General features: G+C 56.4%; 15 protein-coding genes. 9 read left to right on the top strand and 6 right to left on the bottom strand.

The window, feature by feature from the left end; all coding sequences use genetic code 11:
- The first annotated feature begins 46 nt into the window (after positions 1–46).
- A complete protein-coding gene (locus tag SH139x_RS21570; RefSeq protein WP_488351830.1) occupies positions 47–1,255 on the top strand; it encodes a type IV pilus twitching motility protein PilT in 1,209 nt (402 codons plus the stop codon).
- 82 nt (positions 1,256–1,337) lie between these two features.
- Positions 1,338–2,690 (top strand): ATPase, T2SS/T4P/T4SS family, encoded by a 1,353-nt coding sequence (locus SH139x_RS21565; RefSeq protein WP_488351829.1) that lies wholly within the window; start codon positions 1,338–1,340, stop codon positions 2,688–2,690.
- A 1-nt stretch (position 2,691) separates the two neighbouring features.
- On the opposite strand, the gene SH139x_RS21560 is transcribed toward SH139x_RS21565, so the two are convergent.
- Positions 2,692–3,696: a DUF6807 domain-containing protein gene (locus SH139x_RS21560; protein WP_488351828.1), complete on the bottom strand. Its 1,005-nt coding sequence runs from the start codon at positions 3,694–3,696 to the stop codon at positions 2,692–2,694.
- A 239-nt stretch (positions 3,697–3,935) separates the two neighbouring features.
- Here SH139x_RS21560 and SH139x_RS21555 point away from each other — a divergent pair, with 239 nt between their 5' ends.
- From SH139x_RS21555 to SH139x_RS21530, 6 genes are all read left to right on the top strand, one after another.
- Positions 3,936–5,912, top strand: coding sequence for a DUF1549 and DUF1553 domain-containing protein (locus SH139x_RS21555; protein WP_488351827.1), 1,977 nt, complete (start codon positions 3,936–3,938; stop codon positions 5,910–5,912).
- 50 nt (positions 5,913–5,962) lie between these two features.
- On the top strand, positions 5,963–7,228 hold the full coding sequence (locus SH139x_RS21550; RefSeq protein WP_488351826.1) for a DUF1501 domain-containing protein: 1,266 nt from the start codon (positions 5,963–5,965) through the stop codon (positions 7,226–7,228).
- Positions 7,229–7,256: 28 nt separating this feature from the next.
- Positions 7,257–8,297, top strand: a complete 1,041-nt coding sequence (locus SH139x_RS21545; RefSeq protein WP_488351825.1) for a hypothetical protein — start codon at positions 7,257–7,259, stop codon at positions 8,295–8,297.
- Between the two features lie 223 nt (positions 8,298–8,520).
- Positions 8,521–9,561 carry a Gfo/Idh/MocA family protein gene (locus tag SH139x_RS21540; RefSeq protein ID WP_488351824.1) on the top strand — a complete coding sequence of 347 codons (1,041 nt, stop codon included), beginning with the start codon at positions 8,521–8,523 and terminating at the stop codon, positions 9,559–9,561.
- 94 nt (positions 9,562–9,655) lie between these two features.
- Entirely contained in the window at positions 9,656–10,471 is an 816-nt protein-coding gene (gene phnX / locus SH139x_RS21535) for a phosphonoacetaldehyde hydrolase (RefSeq protein ID WP_488351823.1), read from the top strand.
- A gap of 170 nt (positions 10,472–10,641) precedes the next feature.
- Positions 10,642–11,430, top strand: a complete 789-nt coding sequence (locus SH139x_RS21530; RefSeq protein ID WP_488351822.1) for a hypothetical protein — start codon at positions 10,642–10,644, stop codon at positions 11,428–11,430.
- An 18-nt stretch (positions 11,431–11,448) separates the two neighbouring features.
- Here the strand turns inward: SH139x_RS21530 and SH139x_RS21525 are convergent, their stop codons facing one another.
- The 3 genes from SH139x_RS21525 to SH139x_RS21515 form a co-directional block, all read right to left on the bottom strand.
- Positions 11,449–12,792, bottom strand: a complete 1,344-nt coding sequence (locus SH139x_RS21525) for a DUF1552 domain-containing protein (protein WP_488351821.1) — start codon at positions 12,790–12,792, stop codon at positions 11,449–11,451.
- A 24-nt stretch (positions 12,793–12,816) separates the two neighbouring features.
- The gene (locus SH139x_RS21520; protein WP_488351820.1) at positions 12,817–15,198 is read right to left on the bottom strand and encodes a DUF1592 domain-containing protein; all 2,382 of its coding nucleotides are present in this window, start codon (positions 15,196–15,198) and stop codon (positions 12,817–12,819) included.
- 68 nt (positions 15,199–15,266) lie between these two features.
- On the bottom strand, positions 15,267–15,962 hold the full coding sequence (locus SH139x_RS21515) for a hypothetical protein (RefSeq protein ID WP_488351819.1): 696 nt from the start codon (positions 15,960–15,962) through the stop codon (positions 15,267–15,269).
- 300 nt (positions 15,963–16,262) lie between these two features.
- On the opposite strand from SH139x_RS21515, the gene SH139x_RS21510 reads away from it, so the two are divergent.
- Entirely contained in the window at positions 16,263–18,524 is a 2,262-nt protein-coding gene (locus tag SH139x_RS21510) for a glycosyl hydrolase (RefSeq protein ID WP_488351818.1), read from the top strand.
- A gap of 72 nt (positions 18,525–18,596) precedes the next feature.
- Here SH139x_RS21510 and SH139x_RS21505 read toward each other — a convergent pair whose 3' ends face one another.
- Complete coding sequence (locus SH139x_RS21505) at positions 18,597–19,745, bottom strand: SAM-dependent methyltransferase (protein WP_488351817.1); 1,149 nt, start codon at positions 19,743–19,745, stop codon at positions 18,597–18,599.
- A gap of 130 nt (positions 19,746–19,875) precedes the next feature.
- On the bottom strand, positions 19,876–20,835 hold the full coding sequence (locus SH139x_RS21500; protein WP_488351816.1) for an alpha-E domain-containing protein: 960 nt from the start codon (positions 20,833–20,835) through the stop codon (positions 19,876–19,878).
- Positions 20,836–20,848 lie beyond the last annotated feature (13 nt).

The raw sequence follows: 20,848 nt of genomic DNA, 5'->3' as shown, positions 1-20,848 counted from the left end.
TTTCGACACTTTTCCGCAACATTCGCGATTGATATAGAGAGCCCGCATGTCATCATCCACCAAACGCAACGGATCGGCTTCAGCTCCCACCAGCGGAACAGACAGTGGTGACGCAACTGCTGATCGTTTGCGAGCCAGTCTGTTGGTCGAACGTCGCGACCTCGAAGTGGACAAGATTTTTCGCGCCTTAGTCAAACTGGAAGGTTCTGACTTGCACCTCAAAGTCGGCCAACCGCCGATGGTGCGAGTGGGGGGCGAATTGCGAGCGTTGAATCGTCCTCCCATCGATAACGAAGAGATGGTGCGTTTGTTGGTGCCGATGTTGGACGACCGCAACCGGCGGATTTTCGAGGAGGATGGCGGTGCTGACTTTGCTTACATCTGCGAAATCGACGGTATCTCTTGGCGATTTCGCGTCAACATGCTCAAGCAGTTGGGACGAGTCGGTTTGGTGGCTCGCCGGATTAACAACAAGATTCCCGACTTTCGCGGTTTGTTTTTGCCACCGGTAATCGAGTCGCTGTGTCACTTTGACCAAGGCATGGTGTTGTTGGCGGGGGTTACCGGTTCGGGAAAATCGACCACGATTGCTTCCATGCTGAATTATGTAAACAGCATTTATCGGAAGCACATTTTGACACTTGAAGACCCCATCGAGTTCGTCTTTACCGAAGACAAATGTTTGATTAACCAACGCGAGATAGGCCAGGACGTGAAGGACTTTGGCATTGGCATGAAGCACGCCGTGCGGGAAGATCCCGACATCATTTTGGTTGGTGAAATGCGGGATGAGGAAACCTTTATGACGGCGATTCACGCCGCCGAGACGGGACACTTGGTGTTCGGTACTATCCACGCCTCGAGTGCTGCGACGACGATCGGGCGGATTTTGGACTTGTTCCCGGAAGAAATGCACGGCGCGATTCGCAGCGCGATTGCCTTTAACATGAAAGGCATCGTTGCTCAGAAATTATTGCGGAGCATTAAGCCGGGCGTTTCCCGCGTGCCGACTTGCGAGGTGATGACCTTCTCACCGATGATCCGCAAACTGGTCCTCGAGGGGCACGATCAAAAATTGCCCGACGCGATTCGTATCGGGGCGGAAGATGGCATGCAAGATTTTACGATGAGCCTGAAGAAATTGATCGATGACGAATTAATTGATCGGCCCACGGCCTTTGCTGTGGCGCCGAATAAAGATGCGCTGAAGATGGCTCTGAAGGGGATTGATGTGAAATCACCGGGTATCATCTAAGCCACCCGCGGTGGTGCCACTCCTACTTTTCCACGTTTCCTTCAGACATCTCTCAACGCACCCTTAGGCTTATCCCAACGCAATGGTTAAGAAAAATAAGCAGACCCCCGTCGAAGAACTGCAGCCCTGGCAATTGTTCCCGCCGGTCGAATTAAGTCCGGCAATTGCCGATAAGACGGAACAGCAATCGGTATTGATTCAAGCGCGTCAAACGCCAGGCCTGCCCGTCGCTGGTGGGCAAGTGGCACACGCGTTGGCCAACCGGGCGGGGCAGATTCTGTTTGATTTTACCCAACAGGGCGTGGCGATTCGCTATCAAGTCGACGGACTGTGGGAGCAGATGCCACCGCTGCCCCGGGATGCTGGCGATGCGATGTTGGTGTCGCTGAAGATGCTGGCCAGTCTCAATCCGCAAGATCGGCGCTCGGCGCAAGCGGGTAAGCTCAAGCTAAAGACTGGCCGAGATAAGTGGAACGTCGCTTTTCAAAGCCAAGGTGTGGCGACCGGCGAACGGGTGCTGCTGCGGCTCGAGCAAGAGAAACTGCCTTTCGAGAACTTGGCCGCCTTGGGGATGCGGGACAAAATGATCGAGTCGTTCAGGGAAATGTTGAACGACAGCGGAGGCTTTATCGCGGTCAGTGCTCCCAAGGGATTGGGACTGTCGACGACTTGGCAGATCACCATCGACGCGGCCGATAAATTCGTGCGTGACTTTCAATCGCTCGAACCGCTCCACGACCCGGAGCCGGAGACGATCAACGTCAATCCTAATTTCTATGACGAAACCGAGGGGCCCAACGCCGCGGAGTTGCTCCGCCGGATGCTGCTCAAAGAACCCGATGTCTTTTTGTTGCCGCAGATTCCTGACGACGAAACGCTGGAGAAAATTTGCGTCCAAGCCAGTAAGAATGACAAGCACGCCTACACGCGATTGGTCGCAAATGACGCCGTCGAAGCGGCTCTGCGGCTGGTCACGCAGTATCCGCAAGCGGCGAAGGAATTGGTGCCGATCTTGATGGGTGTGACCAATCAACGGCTGGTGCGGCGCTTGTGCGAACAGTGCAAGCAGGGCTTTCCGCCACCTCCGGCGCTATTGCAGCGGCTGGGGATTCCGCCTGGACGCGTTTCCTTGTTGTTTCAGCCGTACGTGCCACCGCCGATTGAACAACAAGTGGATGAGAAGGGGCGACCGGCTCCCATCCCGCCCTGTCCGCAGTGTCAGGGCAGGGGCTATTTTGGCCGCATCGCCATCTTTGAATTGCTCCGCCCCAGTGACAAGTTTCGCGACGCCCTGCTGAAGACTCGCGATTTGAACAAACTGCGTGCCATCGCCAAAGAAGAAGGGCATCAGAACTTGCAAGCCGAGGCGGTGCTGACTGTGGCCCGCGGGTTAACGAGCATCGACGAAGTCAAGCGGATCTTCGCCGCCAAGTGATTTACTCGCCGGCGTAGGCTTTCCACTGTGCTTCCAAGTTGGCGTCGGCCGCTCCGCCGCGATGCAAGACCAGGCGATATCGCAAGCTCAGCGATTCGCCGGCCGGTAATCGCACGCCTTCGGTTCGCTTTCCACCGACAAAGTGGTGAACCCCGAAAGGATTCGCGGCGAACAGGCCATAGCTGCGGACGTGCCAGCGAGTGGGAAAGCCAAAACTGCTGGGGTGATTCATGATGGTCACTCCGTAGGTCTTGCCGTCGACCGGGCCGCTGTAATCGACCCATTCGGCCTCTTGGCCCCAGGCGGCTCCGTCTTTTGCTCCGCGGCTGGTCAAGATCGTCCCTCCCTGCTTGGCGTCGACTTTCATCGTGCCCGCCACGCGGACGCCGAAGCTGCCCTCCTTCGTGTCACCGAAGACGACATCTGTTTCGCCGGCGGTCAGGACAACGTCAAAATCGATCACCTGGGTACCTTCCACGTCGTGAAAAACCAGCGTGCGTTGGTCGCTCAGCAACACGTCTCCAGCCGGTGTCAGCCAATCATTTTCGGTCACCAGTTTGGCTTGTTTGGAGTCGGCCGTCGCCTCGATCGAAGTCTGTTTGATCTTGCCGCAATGCTCCCCTTCGGCCCAAAAATCAAACTCATTGACTTCACCGTGGGTGAACCACAGGGAACGATGGTGCACATGGTCTTTGGCCTCGCCGGGGAGTGCATCAGCGATCGGGAATGCGCGGGTCAGAGGCACGCCATCAGGACCGTGCAGCGGGTACAGCACCGGCTTGTGGCCGCTTACCGTTAAATATTGCGTAACCAATTGATCGTCACGAAACACCAGCGGCCCTCGCTCATCCTCGCGGACTTCGTATTTTGTGCTGGCCGGTTCTGTGCTGGCCGGTTCTGTGCTGGCCGGTTCTGTGGCGGCAACTGCCTGCGGGAACGAGTTGTTCATGGTGAAAAATGCCAAACTGAAGAAAATCGCAGCCGAATATCTTTGACTTGACGTCATGTTCGCAGTCCTCGGGTTCTGGGGTGAATAACATTTGGGGACCAAATAGTCACTGCGTGCACCACTGGCGTGGAATTACAGACTATGCTGGTGCGATTGGGGAGTGAGCACTCGCGTCAGCTGCTATCATAACAGCGGTCGCGGCTTCGTGGTCAATTGTCAATCTGAAAGGCTTTGGCCGTACGGGCGTTCGCCACGGTTCTTCTCGGCTTTTGGATCGGCATCAAGGAGAAGACGTCATGCAGGGCTTGTCTAGTCGTTTCGTGTTGCCATCGCCAGCGTTTACCGCCCGCTGCTTGGCGTTGTTTGTGCTGGGCGGAAGTTCGCTTGTGCTGTCCCCCCAGGCGATCGGCCAAGGGGGCCGGCCAAATCGCTCCCAGGCGCCCCCGCCGGTTCAACTGCCGGCCAGTTCCCAATTGACCGCACCGGTGCAAATGCAGGTTGCGGCGGTAAAGCCTGGCTCAAGGGCTGCTGCGCAAGCGGGTGCGAGTCGCATCGATCAAGCGGTTCTCAACCATTTGCGACAGCGAAATCGACGCCCCCAGTCGGCGGTCAGCGATTCGACCTTTGTGCGTCGCATTTATCTTGATCTGGCTGGCCGCATTCCCACCGGCGATGAAGTCAAAGCTTTTTTGGCTTCCCCGGAACCCGAAAAACGATTGCAATTGATTGATGATTTGTTGGCAAGTCCCGACTACGTTAGCAATTTCTACAACATGTGGGCGGACGTTTTACGGCTGACCGAACGGCCCGAGCCGAACATTATTGCCGATCCTTATTTGGCTTATGTGAAAGACGCGATTCGCACCAACCTAGCCTACGACAAGTGGGTCTATGAGATGCTGACCGCTGATGGCAAAATTTGGGACAATCCGGCTGTCGGATATCAGTTGCGTGACAATGGTATGCCACTGCCGTATGTCGACAACACCGTGCGAATTTTCTTGGGAACGCAAATTGGTTGTGCCCAGTGTCATGATCACCCGTTTGAGGATTGGAGTCAGCGACAGTTTTACGAACTGGCCGCGTTTACCTCGGGAACGTTAACCCGTCTGGGACGCAACCAATTCAAAGACAAGAAGAACCCGGTCCCGACATTGATCAGCCAAGCGGAGCGACAGCTTTCCCGACAGCAAGTCGGTCCTTTGCAGCGCTTGGTGCGGGCCAATACGTATTCGGTGCAGGAAACAAAACGCAAACTCAAGCTGCCTCACGATTACGCCTACACCGATGGTAAGCCAAACGAGGTGGTTTCACCTCAATTGCCCTGGGGTGAACTGCCCAGCGGCTCGTCCGAGGCCAGTCCCCGCAAACAATTTGCCGCCTGGCTGACTTCCGCTGACAACGAGCGATTTTCCCGCACGGTCGCCAACCGTTTGTGGCAGCGTTTGACGGGAGTGGGGGTGGTCGAGCCGGTGGATGACTTTAAAGACTCCAATCCGCCGTTCAGCGAGGAATTGTTGACCACGCTGGCCGAGCAACTCGTGGAAACTGACTTTGATTTGAAAGAGTTAATTCGACGGATTGTTTACTCCACGTCGTACCAGCTCGATTCGGTCGAGGTCGATATCGCGGATTGGAAGAGCTTTACTTACACGGGCCCTGCGCTGCGGCGGATGACTGCTGAGCAAGTCTGGGATTCAATCTTGACGCTAACGGTTTATAACCCCTGGCCATTCCAACGTCCCACCGCTGCCCAGTTGCGTCAGTATGTTGCTTTGGATTTAGATCAAGTCAACTTTAATCAAGTGCAAACTCAAGCTGACAGATTTAGTAAGACTTATCTGCTCAACGTTTACAAACAGAACCTTAACAAACAACATGGTTACAAGGGATTGTTGCTAGCGAAAGCCAGCGAGTTGCCAACGCCGATGCCGGCGGGGCATTTCCTGCGGCAGTTTGGCCAGAGCGACCGGGCCAGCATTAGTGGCGGTACCAAAGCGGCCACGGTGCCGCAAATTCTCACCATGTTTAATGGTCCCATTACGCATTCCATGTTGGAACGGGGGTCGCGAATTTATGATGCCGTCGCTGCGACCGAAAATCCTCGCGAAGCGGTCGACCTGATCTTCCTGACGGTGCTGGCCAGAGAGCCGACAGTCGAGGATCGCCGGATTGCGGCCGCGGAAGTGGGCAGTGCCAAAACACCCTTGATTGGTTTGGGGAACATTATCTGGTCGTTGCTGAACACGCGTGAGTTTTTGTTTGTTCGTTAGGCGAACACTTGTTTTTCGCAGCATTGCATATTTGTTTGGGAGCAGAACCGATGGACCCTTTCGAGCGTTCGCGACGTGATCTGATGTGTGCGGCTGCCAAGTGTTGCTTGGGAGTCAGCGTCGCTGGGCTAGCCGGTGGACGGCTTGCCCTGGCGGCACCACCAACAGGTAAAGCCAAGCGGGTGATCTATTTGTTTATGGATGGCGCGATGAGCCATCTCGATACCTTTGATCCGAAGCCGAGCACATCCTCGCAGGGCGAAACGGAACCAATCGGTACGACGATCGCCGGCGTTAAGTTTGGCAATCATTTTCCTCGTTTAGCAAAGTTGGCAGGTGCTCTGGCGGTTGTCCGGTCGCTCAGCACCGAGACGGGAGCGCACGAACCGGGCCGCTATCTAATGCGGACCTCTTACTCGGCGATCAACAGCATCCGCCATCCGGCCTTGGGAGCTTGGATGTTGAACGCTGGCTTTCGCGGGCCGAAAGAGCTGCCGGCAAATATTTTGATCGGCGCTGATAATGATCATCCGATGGCTGGTTTTTTACCGCCCGGGTTGGCTCCCGTGCCGATTGGAGATCCTACCAAGGGGTTGGAGAACGCTAAGAAACCTGGCTATCTCAGCGATCGTGATTTTAACCATCGCATGAGTTTAACGAACAAGTTTGATCGCTATTTTCGGCAAAAGTATCAGGGGCCCGAGGTGCAGGCTTATAATCAAATGTATCTTGACGCGATTCGTTTGATGGGCAGTAAAAAGTTAGCCGCCTTCAATATCAAAGCCGAGTCGGACGCGATCCGTTCGGCTTATGGCATGAATCGCTTCGGCCAAGGTTGCTTGTTGGCGCGGCGGTTGATCGAAGAGGGAGTGCCTTGCGTGGAGGTCAATTACGGTGGCTGGGATATGCATAACGGTCTGTACGAAAAACTCGGAGAGTTCGGGCCGAGTCTCGACCAGGGGTTGTCCGCGTTGTTGACTGACCTGCACACTCGCGGATTATTGGAAAGCACGCTGGTCGTGCTGGCGACCGAGTTTGGACGGACTCCCAGCATCAACGAAAATGCCGGCCGCGATCATCATCCCGGGGCCTTTTCCTGCCTGCTCGCGGGGGCCGGTATTCGCACCGGGCAAGTTTACGGAGCGTCTGATGAAAAAGGCTTTGGGGTTGCTGACAAGCCGGTTTCGATCGCCGATTTCAACGCCACCGTTGCAACCGCCCTGGGGCTTTCCACGACGACCGAATATACTGCTCCCAACGGGCGTCCCTTCAAAATCGCCAATCAAGGACAACCCGTCACGGAACTGTTAGCGTAAGAGTTGGCGACCTGCTGGAATTGCCCGCGTGGCTTATTTAATCGCGACCGACGAAGCCGGTTACGGGCCCAAATTGGGCCCCTTGTTGATTGCGGCAACTTGCTGGGAATTCGACGACTCGCTCGTCCCGGAGCAAGCCTTTGCCAGCTTGGCCGCCGGTCCTGCCGGTGAAATCAAAACAAAACTTCAGTTCGCTGATTCCAAACAGCTCTACCAACGAAATCGCCCCGATCCACTGTGGCAATTGGAGTTGCCGATCTGGCTGTTGCTGCGGCGAATTTGTTGCTCCGCTGGAAAACGCAAGTCGGGGCCGGCGTTGCCCAGCACGCTGGCCGAGTTGATCCAATTTGTTGCCGCTGATGACCTCGCTGGCTTGCAACAACAGCGTTGGTTCGAGCAGCTTGATCTGCCCTTCCCGCTGGGGGTCGCCGCGCCGCACTCGGCGACTTTACCCGCTGAACAGTTACCCGCTGAACAGTTACCCGCCGAGCAGTTGGTAGCCGCAGATGCTTGGTTGGACGGGGGACCCCGCTTGTTGTCGCTGCGCTGCCGCGTGTTGGATGCGGTGCGATTTAACGCTGGTTGCCAGCTGGCTGGCAATAAAGCGACCTTGTTGTCGGAGTGCACGCTAGCGTTGATTCGTCAATCGATCGACTCGCTTTCACCCTCGCACGACTCGGATTCCATTTGGGTAATTTGCGACCGTCACGGCGGGAGGCGTCGCTACGGGGGATTAATTCAGCAATATTTTCCGGAATCGTTTCCCAGCATCATCGCCGAATCTGCCACGTCGAGCCGTTACCGATGTATGTTCGGAGAGCGGCCGCTGCAATTCGAATTTCGCACCAAAGCCGATCAATTTGTCCCGGTCGCGGCCGCTTCGATGCTGGCGAAGTATTTGCGTGAACGTTTAATGTCGCAATTCAACGCATTTTGGCTGGAACAGCATCCTGTCGCGCTGGCCCCGACAGCCGGTTACCCTCAAGATGCGGCACGATTCTGCCAACAGATCGCTAGCACGGCACAGCGATTGGGAATTCCGGCTGAACGCTACACGCGGTTGCGATGACCGGCGACCGGGAAAAAATTGGCCCGCTGGAGGGTCGGAAACGGCGTGCTGATCGGGTACGATTACAGCCTAATCAGTCGTCGCAACCCAATCAGTGGTCTCAACCCCAATTAGTGGTCTCAACCCCGATTACTCGGCTAAGCCCCAACTGCTGGGCTGGATCTATTGGATCGTTGGGTTTGGACGCTAGCACCCCGCCACAGCCCGCAACAGGAGTCGCACAGTGACCAAGGCCGCGATCGTCGGAGTTGGATTCATGGGATGGATTCACTATTTGGCGTACCAAAAGTCGCAACAAGCGACTTTGGTCGGCTTTGCCAGCCGAGATGATCGCAAGCGTGCTGGCGATTGGACCGGCATTCAGGGCAACTTTGGCCCTCCAGGAGAGCAGATCGATGTCTCCAATCTGACGGTTTACACGACGCTTGAGGAAGTGCTGGCTGATGACAGTGTCGAACTGGTCGATCTGTGCACGCCGCCGCATCTGCACGTTCCCCAAGTGCTGGCCTGTTTCCAAGCGGGCAAGCACGTGCTGTGCGAGAAACCCTTGGCTCTGTCGGGTGACGACGCCCTGAAGTTGGTGGCTGCCGCCAAGCAGGCTAACCGGTTGCTGTTGGTCGGGCACGTGCTGCCGTTCATGGCGGAATTCCGCTTTTTGGCTCAGGCCGCCGCTTCGGGACAATACGGAAAGCTATTGGGCTTACACGTGGTGCGCACGATCGGCCCGGTCGATTGGAACCCCGATTTTTATGACCCAGCCAAAGTCGGTGGTCCCTTGATCGACTTGCACGTTCACGACACCCACTTGATCCGTTTATTGTTTGGCATGCCCAAAGGCGTCTACGCGCGGGGCCGACTGCATCAAGGCACGCCGCAATACTTTGAGACGATTTATGACTTCGCTGACCCCAACTTAGTCGTTGCCGCTCGCGGCGGTGTCATCAATCAACATGGTCGACCATTTACGCATGGTTTTGAAGCGCATTTCGAACAAGCGACGCTGCAGTTTCAATCAGCCGCCTTTGACGATGGCGGCGAGGCGATGCCGCTCAAAGTGCTGACCGCGGACGGGCGAATCGAACGTCCCGACCTGGGTGCCGGCGATCCGGTCGATGCCTTTGTTGATGAAATCGACGCGGCCGCAGCGGCAGTCGCCGGAGCCCCCGCGTTGGCCGCTTTGCAAGGCGAATTGGCCGCCGATGCGTTGGTTTTGAGCAGCCGAATTGCCGAGAGTATTGCCCAAGGCCGCCCAGTTGCGATTTAAGGGCCCGTTGCGATTTAGGACCCATTCGAAAACCCAAGCGGGACATTGCCCATCCAATGGTGCCGAACCCGCATCTTACTAGGAGTCTTTGCTTGTGAGCGAGCGATCGATTACCGCCGTTGTGCTTGATTGGGCGGGTACCACCGTGGATTATGGCTGCATGGCTCCCGCACGAGTTTTTCAAGAAATTTTTGCCAGCGCCGGCGTCCCGATCACGCAGCAACAAGCTCGCGAGCCAATGGGGGCCTCCAAACGCGATCATATTGCCCAGATCGCTGCCATGCCCGACGTGGCGGAAAGGTGGACAGCAGCCCACGGGGCAGCTCCCAATGCTCAAGACGTTGATCGGCTCTACTCCGAGTTCCTGCCCCTGCAGTTGAGCATCCTTGGCCAATACACGGACCTCATCCCGGGCACCGCGGAAACTTTCCAGTGGCTCTTGGAACGTGGCATCGCTGTCGGTTCCACCACCGGCTACACCCGCGAATTGATGGAGGTGATTTTGCCCGCCGCTGCGGCTCAAGGTTACACGCCCCATTCGCTGGTTTGCGGTGATGAAGTCCAACACGGCCGCCCCGCTCCCTGGATGTTCCTGGAAGCACTGCATCGCATGAACGCCTACCCCGCCTGGACATGTGTTAAGGTCGACGATACCCCGGTCGGCATCCGAGCTGGCAAAGCGGCCGGTGCGTGGACCGTCGCGGTAGTTAAAACGGGGAATCAGCTGGGGCTCTCTCAGCAAGAGGTCGAGGCGTTTGATCCGGAGGAGCTCGAGGAGCGCCTGGAGACAATTCGCATGGAGTTTGCTGAATTGGGTGCTGATTACATCATTGATGGGATTGACCAATTGCCGGCAACCATCGAAAAAATTGCCCATCGCGGGGGCAGTGGACAACTTCCGCTGATGTAGTCACATTTTGTGAAAACTGTGGACAGGCTGGACACAGCTGGTAAGCTAGAAGAGTCCGTTCGCTTTGCCGAGCGGCTAACAGAAAGGCCTCTTCTCTGTTCCGGCCCCGCTGTCCGCATCCCCTGCGCGATAGCGGGGTTTTTTTGTTCATCCGAACTAAGGACATTGGCGTGGCTTGGAGTCTTGCAGAAAACCAGAACACCCTCGCGGTCTTTGCGGACAACCGCCATGGTTGGCGAGTCCGCAGCCGCCTGGATCGCCCCGAACTGGGGCTGGAGTTCGCCGCCCCCGGTGCCGACTTCACTGACCATCCTCGGCTGCGAGTAACGCCCCCACGGGATCGCGTGGAGCCTGGCCTGTTCGACCAATTGTCCACCTCAGCCTTCCCCGCGATGACGGAAAATTATTTTCGCGGACATGACGCCATTGCAATGATGCCGCAAGATGCGACCAGTTCGTTTGGCCTTGTGGTCACCCAGCGGGTCAGTTTTTGCGAGGCAAACTTTTGCGCCTTGGAAACCATCATTGCCGTGCAAACTTCGCTACTAGATAGCCTCCCCACAATCGATCTAATCAGTGATTTTGGTGGGCAACCTTTAACCTTAGTGCCAGCCGCCGGGGAGGCCGATCCACTCAGCGAGCACGCCGTGCTACCGTCCACCAGGAACAACTCGTCGCTCACCCAAATTCCCGCCGTCATTGAATTGAACGCTACGCCCTCGCATTCTGCCGCCGGCAGCACCGTCTTGATGTTGCCACCGAGCGATCGCGCGGCCGCCAGTGAACTTGAACCCTCGGCCACCCATTTGCATATTCGTCTGCTGGCTGAATTCTTGGAGAAAGGTGTGATTCGTAAAGCACGTTTTTGGACGGTCCGTTGGGCCGAGCAGCCCGCGGAATCAGCAGTCGCCCAACTCTATCAACGCCTGCTCTGTGAACCGCTGCCGCTGACCCCATAAGACTTATGTCGAGGTGCTCTAGGCAAACTCGAGTCCGCTGAGCGTGCTGTTGCCGCTGGAAAAACTATCGGTCTCCAGCCCCAGGTGTTGCAGATAGCTGACCAATAGATTGCAGAGCGGCGCGGGACGCTCGGGGTTGAAGGCCAAGTGCTGGCCGTGGCGAAAATGGCCTCCAGCGGCAATGATCGGCAGGTTCGTGTTGTTGTGTGCCGAAGCGTTGCCCAAGTTGGAGCCCAGCAACACGGCTGTCTGATCCAGCAGCGTGTGTTCCCCCTCTCGTACGCTTTCTAACTTCTGCAGCAACTCGCCCAGCAATCGCATCTCTTCGCGTTCGATGATCGCTAGCATCTCAAGCTTGTGCGGATCGCGACCATGATGGCTGAGATTGTGCCAACCGTCATCAACGCCCTGCAAAGCGACCACTTCGTTGCCACCGGCACCCATCAAAGTGATCAAACGGGTGGAGTCGGTTTGAATCGCCAAAAATATCATGTCAAACATCAACTGCATGCGGCCGGTAAAGTTGGCTCGATCCGAGATGTCGGTTGGCGGCTCGTAATCAACTTGAGGTTTGGGATGTTTGGCCCATTGTTCGGCCAACATCAAACGTTGTTCCAACTCGCGGACACTGGTCATGTATTGATCAAGGGTGCGATTGTCTTCGGCAGGGGCGATTCCCGACAAACGACGTGTCTGATCAAGGACCAAATCCATGATACTCTGGCCGTCCTTGATGCGCCGCAGCTGCGCTTCCTGTTCGGCTTGACTCCCTTCGAGAAACAATTTGGCAAACAATTTCGAGGGGCGAGTCTCGGCTGGAATCTGCACCCCCGATCGCGTGTATGACAAACTGGAGCGATCGGTGGCTAACGTCAGCGAAGCAAACCGCGTCTGATAACCGATTTGTTCCGCGGCGTATTGATCGACGGAAATGGTATTTTGAAAACTAGGTTGTCCCGGGTGTGCCGCGCCGGTGAGAAAACTTTTCTCCGCACTATGTCCCCCGTCGACATCGGGATGCAGCAGCCCCGAGATCACCGAAAATTTATCTCGCAGCGGTTGCAATGGTTCTAAGTAGGGAGTCGTCTCATAAGCGGCTCCCGCCGTCGCCGGAAATAAGTTAGGGGTGTGCAATCCCAGCGGCGCGCAAATCGCCAGCATCCGCCGCACGTCACTTGGCCGTTGTGGCTGCTGATTCGCTTTCGCTTTCGCTTGCGAACTCTGCAAGCATTGCAAAAACGGTAATCCAATCGCCACACCGGCCGATCGTAACAGGCTGCGGCGTCCAATGTTTGCGCGACAATGACTATTGTTAGAACGGTCGTCCTGCTCGGTGAAGCAGCCGGCGCGCGGAGGATTCATTGAGGCTCCAATAATGTTGTAATGCTAGGGAGCGAGAAATAATTCACTATCCACAACCGCGTGAATCATACTTTTTAGACCATAGTGATTGCTGGCCGTTTGCTTAACGACGCGTTCGACCACTGGGCGTTCCGCTAAGGAAATCTGTCTGCCCGTCCCGTAAATCAACAGTTTTGTCGCGATCGCCCGCGCGACGGTTTGTTGGTCAGCGAGGAGTGCCTCGCGGAACTCTCGAAAGTTGGCAAACTGGCGGCCGTCGGCAAACGTGGCGGCTGAATCGACGTCAGGTCCCTGCCGATAGTTTTTGTTGCCGGCGATTTTTTCGCCTGCTCCTAACGAGCGATAAAACTGGCGTTCCCCACCGATCGCGTCAAACACTTCCAACGCGAATCCAGGGGGATCGATGCTGCGATGACAGCTAGCACAACTGGAGTTATCACGGTGTTTCTCCAATTGCTGACGAATCGTAGTCGCGCCGCGAATATCAGGCTCCACCCCGGCGACTCCGGGAGGTGGTGGTGCGGGTGTGCGCCCCAGCAGTTTGTCCAAGACCCAGACGCCACGTAGCACGGGTGACGTCGTCGTGCCATTGGCAGTGACTTTTAACAGGCTCGCCTGCGTCAAGACTCCGCCACGAATCGAATCAACCGGCAAGCTGACTTTCTCAAATCGCTCATGGCCCTGGACGCCCGGGATGCCATAATGCCTCGCTAAACGCTCGTTGAGAAATGTCCAATCGGAATCGATAAAGTTGAATACGCTGAGGTCCTCCGTCAGCATATGCTGGAAGAAATGAATGGTTTCACCGAGCATCGCTGCCTGCAGCAGCGGATCAAATTCAGGATAAAGTTTGCCATCCGGAGTGGTAAATTCAATCTCTCTCAAATCTAACCACTGGCCGGTAAAGTTTTCGATGAAGGCTTTGCTTTTAGGGTCTGCCAACATCCTTTCGACTTGTTGGTGCCGCACCGCCGGTTGGGAAAGCTGTCCTGAGGCAGCCAAGTCGAGCAACTCGGCATCTGGCATCGAAGACCAGAAAAAGTAGGAGAGTCTGGAAGCCAATGTGTAGTCATCAACTTGTTGAGCTTGGTTGAGCAGTAAGAATTGTGGGGCGCACAAGACAGCGGTGACGCCGGCCCGCACCGCTTGTTCAAATGTGCGACCGGAAGCCAGTTTAGCCAGTGTCAGTCGTAAGAAAGGAGCCATTTCTTCCTCCCCGACGGGGCGCCGAAATGCTCGCGGGATAAAATCGCGAATGATGCGTTCGGCATCCTCAACCGGCCTGCTCGATTCAACGATGTGCGTTTTCACACCTTTACGATGACGCATGTAGATCGGTTGATCGGGATGCATGCTGATGCTGTCGCGATCGCCAAAAAGTGTTTTCTGTGATTCCGAGGGAAAGCTCTGGTCGATCGGGCCGTAGGTCTCCGCCCAGGTGATACCGATCCCCGGACGTGGTTCGTGCTTGTCGCGCCATGTGACATGCTCCGGCCAGATCCGCGGCACGATGTGAATCGCGTGCCCCTCTTCGATAAACGTGGTGAATTCGATGACTCGCGGTTTTTCGGGGGTCCCCACCACGTCGTAGATGCCCATAAACTTGCGAGTTTCGGGGCCAAATAGTGAGCCGACGTAGATGGCCACCGCCAACGTGCGATCGCTGGGATCGTGCGGCCAAAGTGCGACGCGGCAGCGATAGATTCCATCTTCGATGGGATGGACCGCGTCGAGCCTGGCTGGTGGCCAACCGGGAGTAAACTTTACGAACGAGTCGGCCACTTCGATCGTCCCTCCTTTGCGTTTCTCCACCGAATCAATGTTTTCCTTGACGGCCATTAACTCGACTCGACGGACTGCGGGGGGCAAGGGGACAATCCGGCGGATCACCGCGTCGAAAGCCACGTTAGCGGCTTCGAGATATTGTTCCATCAAGACAGAGGAGATGCTCAAACCATCGGCCACGTTGTCGAAACCCTGCGAACTACCATCCTCTGGCAGCAGGTCCAGCAGCGGCACATCGATCCCAAGCAGGTCGTGCACCGTGTTTTCATATTCGCGTCGATTCATGCGTCGCAAGGCACTCTTCGGCGGGGGGACGGTGGCGGCAATCCGCGAGACTATTTGCTCGACAGCACCACGAATCTCCGCCGCATCCGGGCGCGGGTGATCGGGTGGAGGCATTTCGCCCGACTCCAGCACCTCCACAATCCGCGTCCAGCTTTGCGCGCCGGTGCTCGTGGCGGCCGGGGCCGTCAGCTGGTCGATTCGAATCAATCCCGGCTCCGCGTCCGCTCCGTGACACGCCAAGCAGTGACGTTCCGCAAACGTCGCAAAGTCGGCCCAAGCGGGTGCCTGCAATGTCGCGGCTGCCAGCAACGTCAGGCAATAATAAAAACGACACACTGGTCATGCTCCGACAGCGACGTAATCTTGGCTCAGCACCCGATAGCCGTTCATTATAAACGACAGAGTCACGCGCGGTATGCTCGATCAAAGCGAGCGTCGAATTCTGCGAAGAGTTTCACTGTCTCCGGCCGCTCCAGTACGTTCTGCACGCGATCCGCACTTTGATCCACCGGAGCCGTGGTACGGATGTCTGTCGCCGCTTGCTGGCGGGAGCTGCTGGCGAGCTTGCGGGCTGCTTTAATGGCCGCGCCTTTCCAGTCGGCAACGCCTCGCATCGCATCGGAGAGAGCGGCTTGAATCGCCCGAAAGTCCATCAGTGAGAAGGCTTCGTCGAAGGCCAGCCGCATGCGTGCGGCGCGCTGCGGATCGATCGGCCCGCTGGCCAGTTGCCGCTGCAAGGTGCGGCCAAGCAAGATCGTTCGCGTCATTTCAAGTGGCACTCCGCGGATCGAAGTCACGATCACGACAATCTTGCGGATTGGAAACAGCAGGAGTTTTAGCGGAGCTTTGGCCAGCATGCCGAGAAACCCCGTGGCACAACCACCGCTGTCGGCATAAAAGGGAGTTAAATCGACGAGCGTGGTGCCGGTGGTTGGGTGGGCGGCCAGCGTGCGGGCGACCACGAACCGGCGACACTGATCGCGAACGACATCGTCCATAAATGGTAGCGGGATAAAGCGAGCGGCCGCGGCCACAATCCCCGCCACAATCCATTGATGCGTCAACCATGTGTCGGTCGGTTCGATGTTGTCAGTGTTCAAGACTTCGACTTTTTAGGCTTGCAGAAATCCCCGCAGGCATCGGGGAGGAATATTGCCGGGGTGCTTTGGGGCCAGATTCTAATCGCAGTTTTATTCTACGTTGGGGCAGGGCGTCGTTCCATGACCGTCCGCCGCACGGGCCGTGCTCCGGACAGACAACGATCAGAATAGGAACCAGTACCTTGATAAAAACCATTACCTTGGCTTTTGTTGTGACGCCAGCTATCGTAGTGCGGAGAGCCGTTCTTGAGATGCGTTAGACGGTTTCGGTTAGCTGCAAAACTTAAGTCGGAATTTTACATGAAACTGCTGGCCACGAGTCTCTTTTCCTATACGGCATCGTTCCTTGGTTGCCTGGCAGTTTTGGCTTTCCCCAGCGTTTTTGCTGCGGAGGAGCAGGCGGTAGCTGTGGGGCAAGGCAGCTACTCGCTGGTGCGCCCCGAGCCATGTGCGGTGCTGCAGTCGGAGATCTTTAAAACCGCTGACTTGGCAGGTCCGACTCCCACCAACCAATGGTGGAGTTCGCTTGTTTGGGAGCGATATTCGCAAAACATGTTCCCGCATCCTCTGGCGATGGTCTGCCATGCCGGCGGTCTATCAGTCAGTTACCCGGGGGCGGCAATCGTTGCCGGATCGGGACATATTATCGGCGGCGGTGTCTCAGAGCGTGGAGACATTGTGATCGGGCATACGGCCGAGTCAGATTTTCCAGACGCTCGCTTGGCTGCGCATTCGCAGTGGTTCGTGACTGCTGAATTCACTGCGGCCGACGCCAAACTACGAACAACTTTTGGTCATGGCAGTCCGTTTGTCTTCTGCCGCTACGAAGCGGGTAAACCACAGCTGCGGTTTGCTGAAAAGCCGATCATCTGGAGTGTTCCCGCTGAGGCTGCCGTCATCGGCATCACCGTACGTGGAAATCATTATGGTTTATTTGGTGCACGGGGTAGCCGTTGGTCGGGCATCGATGGTTTGATTGCGACCAACCAATCCGAGCAAGACTACTGCTCAATCGCGTTGCTGCCTGACAACCAACCTGAAACCCTGGCGATGTTCGCGCGGCACGCACACAACCACGTTGTCAGCACGACTGCCGTCCCGCGGATTGTGGCGGGGACGGTTGAGGTTGACTATCAATTCGTCACGCAATCCATGGAAGGCTCCACCTCAAAGGAAACCTTGTTCGCTCTGTACCCGCATCAATGGAAATACTCTTCCCAGGCGTTGACCGGCAAAAGTTACCGCAGCGTGCGAGGCGAAATGAAACTCGCGGTCGGGAGGGAATTCTCCACCAAGGTTCCGCTGCAGGGCGTATTGCCGATGTTGCCAGCGGAAGGAATCGCGGACCGACAGACGATGTTGAATTATCTTCAGCGAGAGGCAACCGGTGCCGAATCCGAGTTTCGCGATACGTACTGGGAAGGCAAACGGCTAGGCAAGCTCGCCTCATTGAGCGGTATTGCGGAAGCGCTCGGCGAGACTCAATTGCAGCAGCAGTTTGTCGGCGAAATCAAAATGCGGCTGGAAAACTGGTTGACCGCCTCGGCTAACGAAAGTGCAACGCTGTTTTATTATGATGCGAACTGGGGAACCTTGATCGGCAGTCCACCTTCATATGGCAGCGATGATCAGCTCAATGATCACCATTTTCATTATGGCTATTTCATTCGCGCGGCGGCCGAATTGGCGAGACTCCAGCCCGATTGGGCCGAAAATTGGGGGCCAATGGTGAACTTGTTGGTCGGCGATATTGCTAGCAGCGCGGCCGATGACAAGCTTTTCCCACAGCTTCGCTGTTTCGATATTTACGCCGGACACTCCTGGGCGTCGGGGCACGCAAAATTTGCCGACGGCAATAACCAAGAGTCATCATCGGAATCGATGAACGCTTGGTATGCCATGATGTTGTGGGGCGAGGTGACGGGGAATGATGCGATTCGTGATGCGGGGATATTCCTGTTTAATACGGAACGAACCGCCGTTGAGGAGTATTGGTTTGACGTTGCCGGGAGCAACTTTCCCGCCGACTATCCTCACGTTGCGGTGGGGATGGTGTGGGGTGGCAAAGGCAGCTATGAGACTTGGTTCTCAGCTGAAGTCGACTGCATTCATGGCATTAATTGGCTGCCCTTTACCCCCGCCTCGATCTATCTGGGGCGTCATCGCGATTATGTCCAATTGAGCTTCGAGCGAATTTGCGAAACTCGCACGGGGGGCGACGATTTCAACATGCCTTGGGGTGATTTGTTAGTGATGTTTGGTGCCCTGCAAGACCCAAATTCCGCAGTCAAATATCTGCAAGCAACTCCGGAGTGTCACGTCGAGACGGGCAATTCACACGCATTCATGTATCACTGGATTCATACCCTTGATCGACTCGGCGTGAACGATGCCGCGGTGACCGCCGACCACCCATTCTTTAATGTCTACTCCAAAGCCGGCAAACGGACTTACGCGGTTTACAATTTCGAGCAAACGCCCCGGCGAGTTGAGTTCTCAGATGGCACTTCGCTGCTGGCGGCGCCCCGCGCAATGACGGTGCAAAGCCTATTGGGCCAGTAATCGCGGGGGATGATTCATTAGGCTTTGCCGGCTCGTTCCCAGGCCGCTGAGCGAGCGGCTGGAATTGGCGCCCTACAGAAACTCATTGATGGGGCGTTTGGCGGCGATGCAAACTTCACATTTGCCAGTAGCCAATTGGCGAACTTCAATTTGCGTAAAGCCCCATTGCCGGATTGTGCGGCACCAACCGGGAATGCGGTCTGCTTGGTCATAGCGACCAATCTTCATCGTTAGCAACATGCCGTTAATTTTAACTTGGCGGTTGCCCACGATGTTTTCGACTGTTACCAGAGTTTTGTCGGGGCGAACCGTAGAGTCGACCAACAACCATTTGGCGTCGCGATAGCAACTGCGTTTGACGTCTCCGCCGCGGGCTCTGATATGTTCAAAATTTGGATGTTCTGCCACATCGGGATCCATCTCGGCGGGATCCACCCCGATGACTTGCATGCCCAATTCCAGCAGACGCTGGGCAGCCCCGCCCGGAGCGCTGCCAATCTCCACCACCGTTTCACCAGGACGCAAGGGCATGCGCGACCAGAGTAACGCTTCGGCCGCTTTAAAATAGGCTCTGGAAACGACATCGTGGGACATGTCCAGCGGCGGAAAGCCACCTGCCCAGCGCGTTGGTGGCGAGTTGGCCGCTTGGTGCCAACCGATCATCCACTGGCCCGGGTCGATCATCACCACGTCGAGCACGGCTCGGCCGCTGTCGACAGGCTGATTCGGCAATCCGCTGACGATAATCCCACTCGCATGCAAGCGATGGGCAACATCCTCCGCAGCCGCCTGGGTCAAAGCCTCGGGACCGGTTTCATAATTGTGCTCCCCCACCGGTAAACGATCGCGAGCCCATAAATGTAGCGCCTCAAACTGGGCGGGTGGAAAGGGGGGGGATGGACGGTCGTCGAGTTCAGTTGCAGCCGGCTGCAACTGAGCCGGCTCGGCAGCCTGGGCAACATCGCTCAGCAACCAGGTAATCTGCTTGGTGAGCTCTGCGGTCTCGGTCGCTTGAACTCTGCCAATCGACCACGATGTCGAGCGGGCAAAGACGCCATGGGGAAGCTCCCGTTTCAGCGAGCCCGCTTCATTTGATTTAAACGAAACAAAACCGGGCCGGGAAAAGGCCAATCGCCACCCTTGCGTGGTGAACTCATCTTTTAGAGGGGCCTCCGCGCCATGGTGACAACAGACAAAAACAAAAGGGGTGGCCTGAGCCATGGCGACAACCGAAGTGCGAATCGTAAGAAAAAACCGAACGGAATATGACGTTTTTTCTCACGATTTGCGAGGGGGGGCCTGATATCCGTGAGGAACCGGACACTGGCGCGTGGCGGCTGATGGAACCTGCTCAATCAGAGAGCGACTCGCGGGGTTCTTTGGTAATGAAGGTTTCGAAGATACCATCACCGATCAGGTTGAGCTTTGATTGCAAGGAGTCGAGGAATTCGTGTAGCCCCATGCTGACGATTTCGTCGACCGTGAGATAAGCCAGTTCGCTGCCGAGTTGGCCCAAGCGTTTCTCGGCGACGTTCCAAAACGTTCCCTCCGGCGAACCTGAAATGGCGTGTGCCGAGGCGTTGGCCATTTGCACGCAGTGCATGATCGCTCGGGGGAAATTGCGATCAAGGACCATGAAGTCGACAACGCGTTTGGGCGTGATCCCGTGATGGCGTTTGCGATACATCTCGAAACCGCTGACACTTTGCAGCACCGCCGACCACTGGAGGTCGTCGATCGGGGTGCCCACGTCTTGGAGTTTAGGCAGTAAGATAAAGTACTTCATATCGAGAATTCGCGACGTCTTGTCGGCACGTTCTAAGACGCGCGCAAGGCGGGCAAAGTGCCACGCTTCCCCTTGTGAAAAGGTGGCCACGGTGATGCCCAAGAAGGTGTGGCTGCACATCTTGACTTGATGAAAAAATTCATCCGGCAGCTCTCCCGGATTCATCGCTGCGGCTCGCACAAAAATGTAGAACTGGTTGATCTGTTCCCACATTTCCGAGCCAATGACTTCGCGAACGCTTCTTGCGTTTTCCCGCGCCGCCGCCACGCAGGAGTAGATCGAGTTGGGGTTTTTGCGCTCGAAAGTCAAAAAGCGAATCACGTTCTCGCGAGACGGTTGGCCGTAGAGCTCTTCGAATAAGTCGCGATCTCCCGAGGCGGAAACGAGCGCATTCCATTGTTCGGCGGAGCCGGGCGGCATATCCATTGTGACGTAGTGAGTCACCTCGATAAATCGCGCCAGGTTTTCCGCCCGTTCGACATAACGGCTCATCCAATAAATCGCATCAGCAACGCGGCTTAGCATCTAGTTCCTCGGT

Origin of the sequence: Kothea flammea (assembly GCF_052161645.1) — a bacterium.
Lineage (GTDB): Bacteria > Planctomycetota > Planctomycetia > Pirellulales > Pirellulaceae > Laterigemmans.
The sequence above is the reverse complement of the archived record's forward strand: the minus strand, read 5'-3'. Positions and strand labels throughout refer to the sequence as shown.

Coding starts and splice junctions, on each gene's coding strand:
- SH139x_RS21570 (WP_488351830.1), top strand. CDS start 47: ATGTCATCATCCACCAAACGCAACGGATCGGCTTCAGCTCCCACCAGC.
- SH139x_RS21565 (WP_488351829.1), top strand. CDS start 1,338: ATGGTTAAGAAAAATAAGCAGACCCCCGTCGAAGAACTGCAGCCCTGG.
- SH139x_RS21560 (WP_488351828.1), bottom strand. CDS start 3,696: ATGACGTCAAGTCAAAGATATTCGGCTGCGATTTTCTTCAGTTTGGCA.
- SH139x_RS21555 (WP_488351827.1), top strand. CDS start 3,936: ATGCAGGGCTTGTCTAGTCGTTTCGTGTTGCCATCGCCAGCGTTTACC.
- SH139x_RS21550 (WP_488351826.1), top strand. CDS start 5,963: ATGGACCCTTTCGAGCGTTCGCGACGTGATCTGATGTGTGCGGCTGCC.
- SH139x_RS21525 (WP_488351821.1), bottom strand. CDS start 12,792: ATGAATCCTCCGCGCGCCGGCTGCTTCACCGAGCAGGACGACCGTTCT.
- SH139x_RS21510 (WP_488351818.1), top strand. CDS start 16,263: ATGAAACTGCTGGCCACGAGTCTCTTTTCCTATACGGCATCGTTCCTT.
- SH139x_RS21505 (WP_488351817.1), bottom strand. CDS start 19,745: ATGGCTCAGGCCACCCCTTTTGTTTTTGTCTGTTGTCACCATGGCGCG.
- SH139x_RS21500 (WP_488351816.1), bottom strand. CDS start 20,835: ATGCTAAGCCGCGTTGCTGATGCGATTTATTGGATGAGCCGTTATGTC.